Annotated in this window: 12 protein-coding genes and 2 pseudogenes; 7 read left to right on the top strand and 7 right to left on the bottom strand. The window is 66.6% G+C overall.

What is annotated here, in order from left to right; genetic code table 11:
• Nucleotides 1-16: 16 nt before the first annotated feature.
• Complete coding sequence (locus ACTOWJ_RS00070) at nucleotides 17-1,303, top strand: esterase/lipase family protein (protein ID WP_441332544.1); 1,287 nt, start codon at nucleotides 17-19, stop codon at nucleotides 1,301-1,303.
• Nucleotides 1,304-1,327: 24 nt separating this feature from the next.
• Here the strand turns inward: ACTOWJ_RS00070 and ACTOWJ_RS00065 are convergent, their stop codons facing one another.
• Entirely contained in the window at nucleotides 1,328-1,939 is a 612-nt protein-coding gene (locus tag ACTOWJ_RS00065) for a class I SAM-dependent methyltransferase (protein ID WP_441332543.1), read from the bottom strand.
• A 320-nt stretch (nucleotides 1,940-2,259) separates the two neighbouring features.
• Here ACTOWJ_RS00065 and ACTOWJ_RS00060 point away from each other — a divergent pair, with 320 nt between their 5' ends.
• Nucleotides 2,260-2,721 (top strand): hypothetical protein, encoded by a 462-nt coding sequence (locus ACTOWJ_RS00060; protein WP_441332542.1) that lies wholly within the window; start codon nucleotides 2,260-2,262, stop codon nucleotides 2,719-2,721.
• 73 nt (nucleotides 2,722-2,794) lie between these two features.
• Here the strand turns inward: ACTOWJ_RS00060 and ACTOWJ_RS00055 are convergent, their stop codons facing one another.
• From ACTOWJ_RS00055 to ACTOWJ_RS00035, 5 genes and pseudogenes are all read right to left on the bottom strand, one after another.
• The gene (locus ACTOWJ_RS00055) at nucleotides 2,795-4,915 is read right to left on the bottom strand and encodes a phosphocholine-specific phospholipase C (protein ID WP_441333059.1); all 2,121 of its coding nucleotides are present in this window, start codon (nucleotides 4,913-4,915) and stop codon (nucleotides 2,795-2,797) included.
• 351 nt (nucleotides 4,916-5,266) lie between these two features.
• Nucleotides 5,267-5,728, bottom strand: coding sequence for a GNAT family N-acetyltransferase (locus ACTOWJ_RS00050; protein WP_441332541.1), 462 nt, complete (start codon nucleotides 5,726-5,728; stop codon nucleotides 5,267-5,269).
• A 283-nt stretch (nucleotides 5,729-6,011) separates the two neighbouring features.
• A pseudogene (gene efpL / locus ACTOWJ_RS00045) lies at nucleotides 6,012-6,577 on the bottom strand (elongation factor P-like protein EfpL).
• Between the two features lie 111 nt (nucleotides 6,578-6,688).
• Complete coding sequence (locus tag ACTOWJ_RS00040; RefSeq protein WP_441332540.1) at nucleotides 6,689-7,459, bottom strand: SDR family NAD(P)-dependent oxidoreductase; 771 nt, start codon at nucleotides 7,457-7,459, stop codon at nucleotides 6,689-6,691.
• Nucleotides 7,460-7,691: 232 nt separating this feature from the next.
• A complete protein-coding gene (locus ACTOWJ_RS00035) occupies nucleotides 7,692-8,174 on the bottom strand; it encodes a GNAT family N-acetyltransferase (protein WP_441332539.1) in 483 nt (160 codons plus the stop codon).
• 461 nt (nucleotides 8,175-8,635) lie between these two features.
• Between ACTOWJ_RS00035 and ACTOWJ_RS00030 the strand changes: the two genes are divergently transcribed.
• A complete protein-coding gene (locus ACTOWJ_RS00030) occupies nucleotides 8,636-8,854 on the top strand; it encodes a DUF4287 domain-containing protein (protein WP_441332538.1) in 219 nt (72 codons plus the stop codon).
• An 84-nt stretch (nucleotides 8,855-8,938) separates the two neighbouring features.
• Here the strand turns inward: ACTOWJ_RS00030 and ACTOWJ_RS00025 are convergent, their stop codons facing one another.
• Nucleotides 8,939-9,343: a hypothetical protein gene (locus ACTOWJ_RS00025; RefSeq protein ID WP_441332537.1), complete on the bottom strand. Its 405-nt coding sequence runs from the start codon at nucleotides 9,341-9,343 to the stop codon at nucleotides 8,939-8,941.
• A 191-nt stretch (nucleotides 9,344-9,534) separates the two neighbouring features.
• On the opposite strand from ACTOWJ_RS00025, the gene ACTOWJ_RS00020 reads away from it, so the two are divergent.
• The 4 genes and pseudogenes from ACTOWJ_RS00020 to ACTOWJ_RS00005 all read left to right on the top strand — a co-directional run.
• The gene (locus ACTOWJ_RS00020; RefSeq protein WP_441332536.1) at nucleotides 9,535-10,056 is read left to right on the top strand and encodes a hypothetical protein; all 522 of its coding nucleotides are present in this window, start codon (nucleotides 9,535-9,537) and stop codon (nucleotides 10,054-10,056) included.
• Between the two features lie 48 nt (nucleotides 10,057-10,104).
• Nucleotides 10,105-11,499: a hypothetical protein gene (locus ACTOWJ_RS00015; protein ID WP_441332535.1), complete on the top strand. Its 1,395-nt coding sequence runs from the start codon at nucleotides 10,105-10,107 to the stop codon at nucleotides 11,497-11,499.
• Nucleotides 11,500-11,656: 157 nt separating this feature from the next.
• Nucleotides 11,657-12,154 (top strand): hypothetical protein, encoded by a 498-nt coding sequence (locus tag ACTOWJ_RS00010; RefSeq protein ID WP_441332534.1) that lies wholly within the window; start codon nucleotides 11,657-11,659, stop codon nucleotides 12,152-12,154.
• A gap of 12 nt (nucleotides 12,155-12,166) precedes the next feature.
• Nucleotides 12,167-12,424 (top strand): annotated as a pseudogene (locus tag ACTOWJ_RS00005) (AAA family ATPase); the annotation flags it as partial.
• Between the last annotated feature and the right edge of the window lie 582 nt (nucleotides 12,425-13,006).

The following is a 13,006-nucleotide window of genomic DNA, read 5'->3' as shown; positions in this document are numbered from 1 at the left end:
CGCTCGCGGTATGCCCATGCCCAGCAAACGCACGGCCCTCAACGAGCCCGGCTACGGCGAGGATCTGCGCGGCATCGGCCGCCTCACCATCGATGCGATCACCGGCGTCACCGATCTGGTCGAGTCCGTACACGCCACCATCGCCGCCTTGCCCGGTCCGTTGGCCGCGCCGGTGCGCGATCCGACCCGCGGCATCACCGGTCAGGTGTATCGCAGCGTGCGCGGCATCACGCGCTTCGTCGGCGATGCGCTGGATCTGGCGTTCGCCCAGGTCGCGCCGCTGTTGGACCGGATCGATTCGCTGCCGCAACGCGATGCGACGATTTCCGCGCTCAACGGCGTGCTCGGCGATCATCTGGCGGCGACCGACAATCCGCTCGCCATCGACATGCGTCTGCGTAGCGACGGCCGGCCGTTGCGCCTGGGCCGCAAGGCGCTGAACGCGGCGTTGCCGCACGCGACCGGCAAGATCGTGGTGCTGGCGCACGGCCTGTGCATGAACGATCGGCAATGGCTCTGGGACGGTCACGATCACGGCGCCGCGTTGGCGCAGGACGACGGCTGGACGCCGGTCTATCTGCGCTACAACAGCGGCCGGCATATCTCGGTCAACGGCCGCGATTTCTCCGCGCGGCTGGAACGCCTGCTGCGCGAGTGGCCGGTGCCGGTCGAACGCCTGGCCATCGTCTGCCACAGCATGGGCGGCCTGGTCGCGCGCAGCGCCTGCCACGCGGCCGCTCACGCGCATCACCGCTGGCTCGATTCGCTGGACACATTGGTCTTCCTCGGCACCCCGCATCAGGGCGCGCCGCTGGAACGCGCCGGCAGTTGGTTCGATATGTTGATCCAGCTCAGCCCGTACACCGCGCCGTTCGCGCGCTTAGGCAAGATACGCAGCGCGGGCATCCAGGATCTGCGCCACGGCAATCTGCTCGATTCGGATTGGCGTCCCTACGCGGGCGGCAAGCGCAGCGAACGCCGGCGCGCCGACGCCGATGCGCGCGCCGACACCCGAACGCCGGTGCCCTTGCCCGACGGCGTGCGTTGTTACGCGATCGCGGTGTCCACCGACAAGCACGCCGCTTCATCCGCGCAAGCGAACGCGGTCGATTCGCCGTCCGGCGACGGATTGGTGCCGGTCGCCAGCGCACTGGGCCATCACCGCGATCCCGCGTTCGACCTGCGCATTCCCAAATCGCGGCAATGGGTGGGCTATGGGCTGCATCACTTGGATCTGCTCGGCGATGCGCAGGTGTACGCGCATCTGCGGCGTTGGCTGAAGCGGGCAGGGACGGACCGATAGCGGCGAACGCAGGTTAGTCGCGAATCAACCGTGCTTGCGCGCGAGCACGCGACGCCAGGGTCTGTCCTGGCTGTCGTCGAAGTTCTCCCACTCCACCACGAGTCCGGCCTGGGCTAAACGCTGGTTCAAGGCCTCGCCCGACCAGAGCACGACCCGATAGTCCGCCGCATCGCCTTCCCAGGTTTCGCCTTCGCCGAGAAAATGCGTCAGCAGCAGCGCACCGTTCGGGGTCAGGCCCCGGGCCAGCTTGCGCAACACGCCGTCCACCTGATCGCGCTCGAAGTGCTGCAGCACGTACAGCATCAACATGCCGTCGTAGGTGGCGGCGATCTCGTCGCTGAGGACATCGAACGGGTAGGCGGTCTTGCCGCGCTCCGCCTGGAATTGGCGAAAGGCCGCGGTTACGTCGGTGCGTCGGACCTGCACACCGAGCGTTTCGAGGAAACCGGCTTCCCAGCCCGGTCCCGAGCCGATGTCCAGCACGCGGCCGGCAGGCGGAACGGCCGCGGCCAGGCGCCGTAATCCCTCGGCTTCGCCGGCCGACGGCGTGGCCGACACCGCTTCGGCATAGCCGCGCGCGTAGCCTTCGTAAGCGGCAACGGTGCGACGGTTGTTGGGATGGTCGGAGTCGGTCATGGCGTCGCTCGCGCAGTCGGCTCGGGAAGATTCGGTAACGCGGGGCACCGTAACAAAATCCGGGCGGATGGGCTCGACCGTTCGTCCAGAGTGGGGCGCTTACGATGGCCGGGTCGTGGAGTGCCGCCGGAAGGGTTCGCCGGCCCGACTTTCGATCGCCAACTCATCGGCGACGATGAACGGCAGCGACGACGTGCGTATCGCTCGCTTTGTCGGCTGCGCATGGTGTGCTTACCTTCTCGTCGAACCAAGAACATCGCCGCGACCGTCGGCGGCCACTGGGTCCGGAATGTCGGGCCTCGTCCTCAGCAGGAGTCGTCGTGCAGCCGGGCTACAAGGATGAGCGGGTCTGGGCCGTGGCCGTTTCGCTGTTGTTGCCGTTGCTGACGGCGCTGTACGGCGATCCGCTTTACCTGGGCACGCGGTACTACCTGCTCGTTGCTGGCGTAGCGATCGGGCTGTCGATGCTGATCAAGGCGCCGCGCATGTTCACGTTGGGCGCTGCCCTGGCCGTAGCCGCGACCTTGGCCGGATATGGGCTGTGGGCGCTGTCCTTGACGCGCCCTGAAGGCTTGCTTGGGCTCGGACATCTGTTGTCCTTGCCGGGCGCCGCGGTCGGTCTGGTCGGCGGCGCGCTGTTCGCCCGCCGCCGCCGCTCCGCGGCCGTCGCCGCGTTCGCGGCGGGCTTGCTGTTCGTCTTGCTGGGCTTCGGGGCCAATCAGATGGTGGTCTGCAACACACTGATGTGGTGCGGACCATTATCGGCGCCGATCCACGGCTGAGCGGCCCATCCGGGACTCGCCTGGACGAGCCGGTCATCGCCGGAGCGAGGACCGGCCCGAACGCGCGTGCGCCTCAGGCGCCGATCGCCGGATCGCTGACGCTGTCGCCGCCGTTCTCGGCATGCCCGGCGAAGCGGCGCAGATAGCCGGCGTCGGCATCGCTGGTGACGCTGAAGTCGTACCAGTGGCGGCTGTCGGTGAGCAGCCAATTGGCGCTGACACGCGCACCGGGGGCCAGGTCGTAATGCCGCGCCGCGGCGGTGCTGTAACGGTTCGGCTTCACGCTCAGGCGGCACGCGGCCTTGCCGGTGTTGACCAGTTGCAGGGTCAGCCGCTCGCGGACCGCGTCATGACGCACGCTCACTTCCGGATTGGCGCCGGTGGCGGCCAGCGCCTTGTTCAAGTCGCCACGGAACACGCGCAGGAAACCGTTCGGACCGTACGCGGACAGATCGTAGACGCCGTTGGTGTACTGGCGGGCGCTCCAGTAATCCGACAACTGGGTCGCCGCGTCGAGCGTGTAGTACCAAGGGCCGTCGCTGCGATTGCCGGCGTAGACGTTGTAGCAAGCGCCGGCGATGCCGTCGTTGCCGAAGTCCAGCCAATAGCGGCCACTGGAGGCTTCGATGCGGCCGTCCACGCGCAACTCGTACGGCAGCGCGCGGGCCAGACGCAGGCCGCGTTCCTGGCGCGGCATGCGCGGCTGCGCCGGCGGCTTGGGTACGGCCAGTTTGCAACTGGCGTCGGCGTTGGCCATCGCATCGTCGGTGTCCGGCAGCGCCGGCCAGGCGGCGTTGGGATTGGCGAAATCGAAGGCGGTGCTCAGATCGCCGGCGACGGTGCGGCGCCAGGCGCCGATGTTGGGTTCGGCGATGCCGAAGCGCGCTTCCAGGAAGCGCAGCACCGAAGTGTGGTCGAACACCTGCGAATTGACCCAGCCGCCCTTGCTCCACGGCGAGATCACGAACATCGGCACACGCACGCCCAGACCGACCGGGATGCCGTTGTAGTCTTCGGTGGCGGTATCGGCCGTGCTCTTGCCCAGGTTGGCGTTGATCGCCGGCAGCGGTGCGGGCAGGTGATCGAAGAAGCCGCCGTTCTCGTCGTAGTTGATGATGAACACCGTCTTCGACCAGACCTCGGGATTGGCCACCAGCGCTTCCAGCAAACGCGCGGTCAGCGACTCGCCGTAAGCGGGCGTGGCTTCGGGGTGCTCGCTCATGATGTAGGACGGCACGATCCACGACACGGCCGGCAAGGTGCCCTCGCGCACGTCCTTGGCGAACTCAGCGATCAGATGCTCGCCGCGCGAGGTATTGGCGTTGGCTTCGTTGGAACCTGGGACGATGGCGCGGCCGCGCTTGTATAGCTGCGAATTCGTATCGAGCTTGCGGAAGTTGGCGAAGTAGGCCAGCGAGTTGTCGCCGTAGTTGTCGTGTTCCTGATACACCCGCCAGGCGATGCCGGCGTTCTGCAGGCGCTCGGCATAGGTGGTCCACTTATGGCCGACGAAGGTCGGCTTGTCGCGCGCCATGTCGCCGGTCCAGTTGCCGTCGTCGGCGTTGTTGACCGCCTGCGGACCCAGATCGCCCACGGTCATGCCGCTGGTGCCGGTGAACAAGTGCATGCGATTGGGATTGGTCGGGCCGTGGTGCGAGCAGTAATACGCATCGCACACGGTGAACGCATCGGCCAGCGCGTAGTAGAACGGCATGTCCTCGCGGGTGAAGTGGCCCATGCACATCGGGCCCTTGATCGAGATCCAGGCGTTGTAATCCTTCCAGCGCGAGTACGCGCCTTTCCAACTGTGATCGATATCGGCCAGGCAGTGCGCAGCGGTGTTGGCGGTGTCCAGGTGGAACGGCAGCACCACGTTGTTGGGAGTGTTCGCCGACTTGGGCTGCTCGAACACGGTCTTGCCGCCGGGCAGGGGAATCGGCCGCGGATCGTCGAAGCCGCGGACCCCGCGCAACGCGCCCAGGTAATGATCGAAGGAGCGGTTCTCCTGCATCAGGATGACCACGTGCTGCACGTCCTGGATGGTGCCGGTCACGCGCGCGGCCGGCGTGGCCAGGGCGGTGCGGATCGAGGGCGGCATCAGGCTCAGCGCGGCGGCGCCGCTGGCGAGTTTGAGGAAATCGCGACGATTCGAGGAAACCAAGGCCTTGCTCCGGAGCTGGGCGGTGAGCAGCATCCTGCCGCGGGAGAAGCGGTAAAGCATGCGCGGGGCAGGTTGCAGCCTCATGGCAACCGGCGCGAGCGCGGTCAGTCACGTTTCCGCAGGCCCGGTGTGCATTGTGCCGAAAAAAGAATTGTGAGCCGCGTCGCGACTGCGGTTTGCTCTTTGCAGGAACGGTATGAGCGGCGACCGGAAACGAAAGCTCAGTGGTTTCGAAACTTTCGCAATCGGTGTGGTGTGGTGGTCGCGGCTTGCGCCGCTCCTACAGTCGGTTGCCGTGCCCGCGCATGGTCCCTTGTAGGAGCGGCGCAAGCCGCGACCACGCCCATTCAGCCAGGTCAAACCCGCCCGCAATCCCCACTCAGCTCAACCGCGCAACCACAAAGTCATCAACCGCCGCGGATGCGCCACATAACCGGCACGCTCGTAAATCCCCCGCGCGTGCGCGTTGTCGTCGTTCACTTCCAGACGCAACGCATCCAATCCTTCCGCGCGACACAGCGCTTCGACTTGCGCCAAGGCGCGCTTGGCCAGGCCACCGCCGCGATGCGCCGGCAGCACGAACAATTCGTCCAGCAAGCCGAAGCGCCCACCGAATTCCAGACTGAAGCAGAACCCCAGCACGAAGTAACCGGCGAGCTCGCCCTCGCGCACGATCAAGCACAACCGGCCGGCATCGGGATCGGCGATCAACGCCGCCAACGCGCGCCGCAACGCCGGCTCGTTCCAGGGCAAGTGCTCGGCCTGATAAAAATCGCGCAACACCGGCAGCAGACGCGGCAGGTCGGCGTCGGTGGCGGGGACGAATTCATAAGCGTGTTGGGTCATGCGATCTCCTTCACGAGCACGCCGGCCCGCATGCGGGTCGGCGTTTTGAATCGACGCATGCTACGCATCGTCGCGCGAAGGCTTCGTCGAAGAACACGGCGTAGCCCGGCCGGACGTGAGCGAGCGTCTGCGCCGAGGCGATTGCGAACGTTACGCAGTGCAGTCGACCGCGCCATGGCGCCTCGCAGCGGCGCAGAAAGAGGATCGAGCGGCCACTCGCGCCAGCGCCGGTCGAGGCCGGCGCTCGACGGACCCGGGCCGCGTGGGCCCGGGCAAAATCCCGTCAGTCCGCGCGGCCGGCGAATTCGCCGGTGACGGTGTTGACCAGCACGCGTTCGCCGTTGCCGATGTACTCGGGCACCATGATCTCGATGCCGGTCGACAGCTTGGCCGGCTTCGGACGCTTGGTCGCGGTGCCGCCCTTGAGTTCCGGCGGGGTTTCGATCACTTCCAAGGTCACGCTGGCGGGCAACTGCAGTGCGACCGGTAGTTCGTCGATGATCTGCACGTAGCAGCCGCTGAGGTCGTCGACGATGTAGCCGGCGGCATCGCCGACGACATCGGCGTCGAGCGTGTACGGCGTGTAGTCCTCATCGTCGAGGAACACGAACGCGTCGCCGTCCTTGTACGAATAGGTCACCTGACGGCGGCTGAGTTCGACTTCCTTGAGCTCGTCGTCGCCGCCGACGCTCAGATCAAACTTGGTGCCGCCCGGGACCGAGTACATGGTGAAGCGGAACTTGACGTTGCCGCCGCGGCCCTGCGGCGAACTGCGTTCGATATCGCGCACCTGGTACACGGTGTTGTTGTGCTCGATTACGTTACTTTTTTGACGTCGTAGGCTTTCATAGCGGCAGGGATTCGGGATTGGGGATTAGGGATTAGGGATTGGTAGAAGCGAGAGCGGGACGTGGACTTGGGCGGCTTTTGCCAATCCCGAATCCCCAATCCCGAATCCCGTTATTTGGGCGCCAGCCGCGTAGCGCCGTCCAGACGGATCGTCTCGCCGTTGAGATAGCGATTGCCCAGGATGTACGCGACCAGATCGGCGAATTCTTCCGGACGGCCCAGTCGCGAAGGGAAGGGGATCGAAGCGCTCAGCGACTGCTGCACCGAATCGGGCATGCCGTCGACCATCGGTGTCCAGAAAATGCCCGGCGCCACCGTCATCACCCGGATGCCGAAGCGCGAGAGTTCGCGCGCCATCGGCAGGGTCATCGCGACCACGCCGCCCTTCGACGCCGAGTACGCGGCCTGGCCGATCTGGCCCTCGTACGCGGCCACCGAAGCGGTATTGACGATCACGCCGCGCTCGCCGTCCTCGCCCGCCTCGTTGTGCTGCATCAGATCGGCCGCGGCCTTGGCCACGTTGAAGCTGCCGACCAGATTCACCATGACCGTGGTCTGGAACTGCGACAGCGCCATCGGCGCGTCCTTGCCCAGCACCCGGCCCGCGCCGAGGATGCCGGCGCAATTGATCGCGGCATTGAGCCCGCCCAGGAAGTCCTTGGCCGCGCCCAGGTTCTCGGCCACGCCGGCCTCGTTGGTCACATCGGTCTTGAAATAGCGCGCCTTGTCCGCGCCCAGCGCGGCCACGGCCTGCGCGCCCTTGTCGTCGTTGACGTCGAACAGAGCGACCTTGCCGCCGCGGGCGACCAGATGCTGGGCCACGGCCAGGCCGAGGCCGGAGACGCCGCCGGTGATGACGGCGCGGACGTTGTCGAGTTGCATGAGCGGTCCTGAAGGCAGAAAGACCGCCATTCTAAAGGACCGGCCCCGGCCCGCGCCCAGCCGGCCGTTCAGCCCGGCCGCGTGTCCCTGTGACCGCAGCCGCTTTATCCCCGATCACCCTTCTCCCGCCTTGCGGGAGAAGGTGACCCGAAGGGGCGAATGAGGGCCGCCCGCCGCGTCGGCGCGATACCCCGCCCGCAGCCTCTGGATTCCCCAGCCACCCAGCCTCGCCTCAAAGCGAGCGCAAATACCAGGTATTGCTGCCCCGCAGCTCCCCATACCCCATCGGCGCCTGCAGCAACTGAAAACTGTTCGACTCCAGCAACCGCTGCGCCTCGCTCATCCGGTCCAGCACCTCGACATAACACTGCCCATAACCGAACCCGCGCGCGCTGAGCAGGCATTGGTCCAGCAAGGCCTGGCCCAGGCCGATCCCGCGCACCGCCGGCAGCAGATAGAACTTGCGCAGATCGCAGACCCGGTCGGTGCCACCCAGCAACGGCGCGACGCCCGCGCCGCCACCCAGGCGCCCCTCGCGTTCGACCACGAAATAGGCACTGCGCGGCCGGCTGTAGAACCGCTGCATCGCATCGACCTCCGGATCGGAGGCCGATCCGGCGCCGAACTCGGCTTGCACTTGCCGTGCGATTGCCGCCAACCCGGCATCGTCGCGGGGTTGGATCGGGCGCAGAACTACTCCAGGCGGCAAAGGCATGCAGGCGGTCTCCATGATCGCAAGTCGCCCATCCTCGCTCAGACCGCGGTGATTGCGAAGATGTTTGCGACCAAGGTGGGATAGGCCTGGGCGGGGCGCAAGCGGCGCCTGTCCGAACAGCGGCGGGGATTGCGTTTTTGCAACGGCCCGTGGGGCGTGCAGCAGACGAGCGGTTTGCGCCGAGCCGACAAAGATCGTCGTTGGGTGTGCGCTTGCGTGGTAAGTGCGGTGTCGCGGTCGCGGCTTGCGCCGCTCCTACAGCCGACCCTCGCGGTTTCGCAGGTCACTGTAGGAGCGGCGCAAGCCGCGACCGCGACACCGCAACCACGTCGATCCCCCGCCATCACCGCGCTCCCGCACCGCACCCCACGCAAGGCCCCCGAGCACCCCAGTCGACGCAACCCCACCAGAACGCTATAACCCGATCCAGATTCACCACCTCTCACCCCAAGAGCCCGCACATGACAGACGACGCAAAAGTAAAAGGCCCCGCCGCGTACTTCCCCTCGATCGAAAAGAACTACGGCAAGCCGGTGCAGCACTGGTTCGACGTGATCGCCGCGCAAGGCGATAAAAAACACATGGAACTGGTCGCCCACCTCAAGAGCGCGCATCAGATCGGCCACGGCCATGCCAACGCGCTGGTGGCCTATCACTTGGCGAAAACCAAGAACGCCTAAGCCGCGCGCAATCGCCTCCAGCGGTGGCCGCTCCGTTCGCGCGAAGGCCTGCGCAACGCGGCGCAGCGGGCCGCATCGAGCGGATTAGCGCACTTGCGCCGACCGCTTGCGCCAAAGCAACTGCAACACGATGAAGTGAGCCGCGACCAACGCCGCCGGAGCCACCAGCGCCACCGCCACCGGCCATGCGAATCCGTCGGTGAACAGCACCAGATACGCCGCGAATCCGGCAACGGCCAGCGCGACCCAGAACCACGCACCGAAGCGATAAGGCTGCTCGCGCAAGGTGCGGATGATCAGCCGCAGAAACTCAAACAACATGATCGCGATGCCCACGCCCAAGGCCAGCGTGATCGCCGCCTCCGCATCCGGCAGCCCCTTCAGCCCGAACGGAATGAAGCCGACCACGCCGACAATGGCCAACAAGCACGCCGGAGCGGCGAAAAAGAACGCTTCCAGCCCAAGCAGCCAACGTTGTGTAGAGGTCATGCCGATCAGGCTAGGCGATCGCCGCGTTCGGGCCAAGCGCCGCGTATCGCAGCGTCCACGCGCATCGGCACTGCGGTGGCCGCGGCCTGGCCGTCATCGGCGTGCCGCGTCACGCAGCCAAAAGCGATGCCCGTGGACAGTCGCTCCTGCCGCCGCGACACTCAGCCGTGTTCCCGGCCGCCGAGCGCCCCATGCACCGCACCGTCCCGATATCGCTGTGCCTCATCCTCCTCGCCATGCCCGCGCACGCCCGGGCCTCGCAAGCCCCCAGCGCGACCGCGCGCGCGGTGTCCACGGTCATCGTCGCCAGCGCCAAAACCAACTCCCGTCGCACCAATCCCGTCACCCCGGCCCAGTCCGAATGCATCGGCCGCATTCCCGACATGCTCATTGCCGAGGCCACCGACAGTTTGATCCACCAGGCGCTCAGCGCCGACGAACGCGCCGAGCTGGAACGCTTCTACCTCAGCGACCTGGGCACCCGCTCCCTCGCCGCTGTCGCCCACGGCGAGGATCCCGAGCGAACCTTCAACGCAGGCGACCGCGCCGCGCTCAAGCGGACAGAACACTCCGCCGCGTATCGGAAGCTGCTCAAGGCGCTGCCGCCCTACAGTTCCGCGGCCAAAGCGGTGCTCGAGCCCCTGCTGCTGAGCGAATTTGGCCCCTGCCTCAAGCCCGAACTGCCGCCCAAGCGCCCGCCGCCCCGCCCGTGACCCATGGCGCCCCCGGATCGCGTTGATACGTGAAACAGGGAGAGCATCATGAAAGCAGCGCTGATAGGGACCGTGGCCGTGATCGCGGCCATGCTGGCCACCGCGGTATCGCAAGAACGCACCGCGCCCGCACCCGCCGCCGCGCCCGTGGCGGCCGCAGCCAACACACCCGTGCGCTTCCCCAGCTTCGATCCGCATTACCCGCCGCCGTCCGGCGCGCGCGACGTCTTCCAGCTCAGCCAGGATTACCCGGCCACCTTCGCCGACGACACTTTCCCGTGGATGGCGATCGACTTCAAAGCTTTCCCTACTGAGTACCTGCGCGCCGTCCTCGATTACTGCCTGGAAGGCAACGGCGAGGTCGACTTCAAAGTGCAGAACAACCGCGTGCGCAAGTGGTACCACACCCCCTGGCTGCACGACGACGGCGCCCAGTTCGGCGCCGGCCGCGAATGGCGTCGCGGACTCACGCGTGAACGCATGGCGCGTCCGTTCGACCTGCACCGCAAACAGACCGTGCGCGCGCAGAACTGGGCCGTGGGTTTCTACAACGACCGCGGCGCGGTCAGCCTGGGCAAAGTCTGGCGCACCGCCGACGGCCGCCCGGATCCGTCCAAATCCACCTTCGCCGACAACACCGTTGCCTGCAAATTGCTGTTCACCGACGCCACCACCGCGCAGATTCCTTACCTGAGCCGGACCAAGACCTGGACCGCCAACATCTACCCCGACGTCGCCTACGACAAGCCGCGCGTCGACCGCACCGTGCGCCTGCTGCAACTCGACGTCGCGGTGAAAGACCCACGCATGGCCGACACTACCGGCTGGGTGTTCGGCACCTTCGTCTACGACGGCGGCGCCCCCGGGCCGACCGTGTGGGATCGCATGGTCCCGGTCGGATTGAGCTGGGGCGACGACCAACCCGTGCGCACCGACGCCAATCGCGATGGCGTTTTCGTCAACACCGCGCTGACCCAGGTCCGCATCAACTCCACCCTGGTCGAACGCAGCGGCTGGAACTACGCCAACCGCGCCTACGTCCTGCACCACGGCCTGGGCGGCCGCCTCAACGGCCCCATCGACAGCCCGGTCTCCTCGTGCATCTCCTGCCACGGCCGCGCCGGCACCTACGCCGGCACCACCGCCAGCAAGATCGGCCAACCGATGAACATGGCCTTCTTCAGCGCCGCCAAACCCAGCGTCTACCCGATGGCGCAGTTCGACGAATTCTTCAAACCCATTCCTGGCGGCGCCCACATCGAAACCCAGAGCGGCGACCGCTACATGACCACCGACTACTCACTGCAACTCAGCGCCGGCATCCGCAACTACTACCAGAACCTGCGCAACCCGCCGCCGGTGGCCGACAGCGCCCCGCGCGCCGGCCGACCCGCCGCCGCCGCACCCGCACCGCTACCCACCGTGGACCGCGACGGCAACTAAGACGATGCCCCGTCGCCCCCTGTAGGAGCGGCGCAAGCCGCGACCACGAACCCACCCCCACCGCGAACCCAAAGATCCCCGCCACTTCACCTCAACTTCTCACCCCGCCCATCGCCCGCCGCTACCGTGCCGCGACCTCCACTCGCAGCGCGCAACCATGGGCCCCATTACAAAAGTCGCAGGCCTCACCGCCTGCCTGATGCTGTCGCTCTACATCACGTTCTGCCTATGGGAAGCGTGGTGGATGGCCGGCGTAATCCCCGAACCCCTGGGCATTTCCCACCCGGTCTTCATCGACGGTATTTCCGATTGGCGCGAAGGCTGCGGCATCGCGGTCTTCCGCATGGACCGCCGCACCGCCCGAGCGATCTCGAACCAAGGCCTGAGTTTCTTCCGCAACGTTCGCCATTCGCGCAAAGCGCACGACCCCTGCCACACGTTCGAGGCCTGGCAACCGACCCCGCACGTCCCCGACCTGACCGACGACCAGAGCCTGCTCTCGCTCGGCCTCACCTGCGCCGACGCCGACCCGGCGCTGGCCGAGGAACTGGAAGAAGCCGTCCGCGCCCCGGGCAATTTCCATGCGAACGGCCCGGAGAAAGTGTTGGTGGTGTTCCCGGAAAAACGCTTGATCGTGCTGTCGTACTACGGCTGAGGTTGGGGGCTGGACGCCGATGCGCCGGCGCGGCAACCGCAACTGGGCACGCGCACTCCGGTGCTGAGCCACGACGGCCGCGACCTCGCCGCGGCGTGGCAGACGATCATCGAAATCGGCGACGAACGCGCATTGGCCGCAGCAGTCGACGACGCCTTCCCCGGCGCGCGCGTGGACATCGCTGGCGAAGGCGCGCGCTTCGCGCTCGAGTTCCATCAACACGGCCTGCTGCGCCCGCTGTCGGCGGCCGAACTCTCCGACGGCACCTTGTGCTACTTCAGGTGCCGGAACAAACTGCAACTGCAGTTGCACTTTCACCCGCGTTTTATTTCAGCGCGATTGCAGTTACCCACCCGAACATGCGTCAGCCTTGACTGCCCCCGAGCACGGGGAGTAAATGGAGCAGTCAGCCCGGCCAGGAATTGCCGGCCGCGTCGCAACAGCAGCGACGCTCGATCGTTACAACGGTCCAGGCCACATGGAGCAGTGCAAATGGAATTGCCGATGTTCGCGGTTACACGCGCCCTCAGGTTCGAGGGCCTCTCCCAGCCTACGATCGCTCGCGGCGCGAGCGCGCGGCTTTCTTGCCCATCCCTCATTGATGCCCGTGGCGTAGCTGCCTCGGGCGCTTGCGCGTGCTCGTCGGGCATCGCGGAAGTCCTTCCTTTCTGATTTCGGGAATCGACCATGTTCACAAGGATTCGTTACATGACACTCACAGGCGATTGACTGGCCTGCGTTAACTGGTCCAGAAGTAAAGTTAGTTTAAGCGGCTAAACGTGGATGTGCACTTGCGTTGGCAGGCATGAAGGCCTCGGGCGCTGGTGGTCTGTAGTTCAAGGCGCTGTGCGG

It is taken from the genome of Lysobacter sp. CA199, assembly GCF_052078715.1.
In the GTDB taxonomy this organism is placed as follows: Bacteria; Pseudomonadota; Gammaproteobacteria; order Xanthomonadales; family Xanthomonadaceae; genus Lysobacter.
Note: the sequence above shows the minus strand (reverse complement) of the source record. Positions and strands in the feature narration are given on the sequence as shown.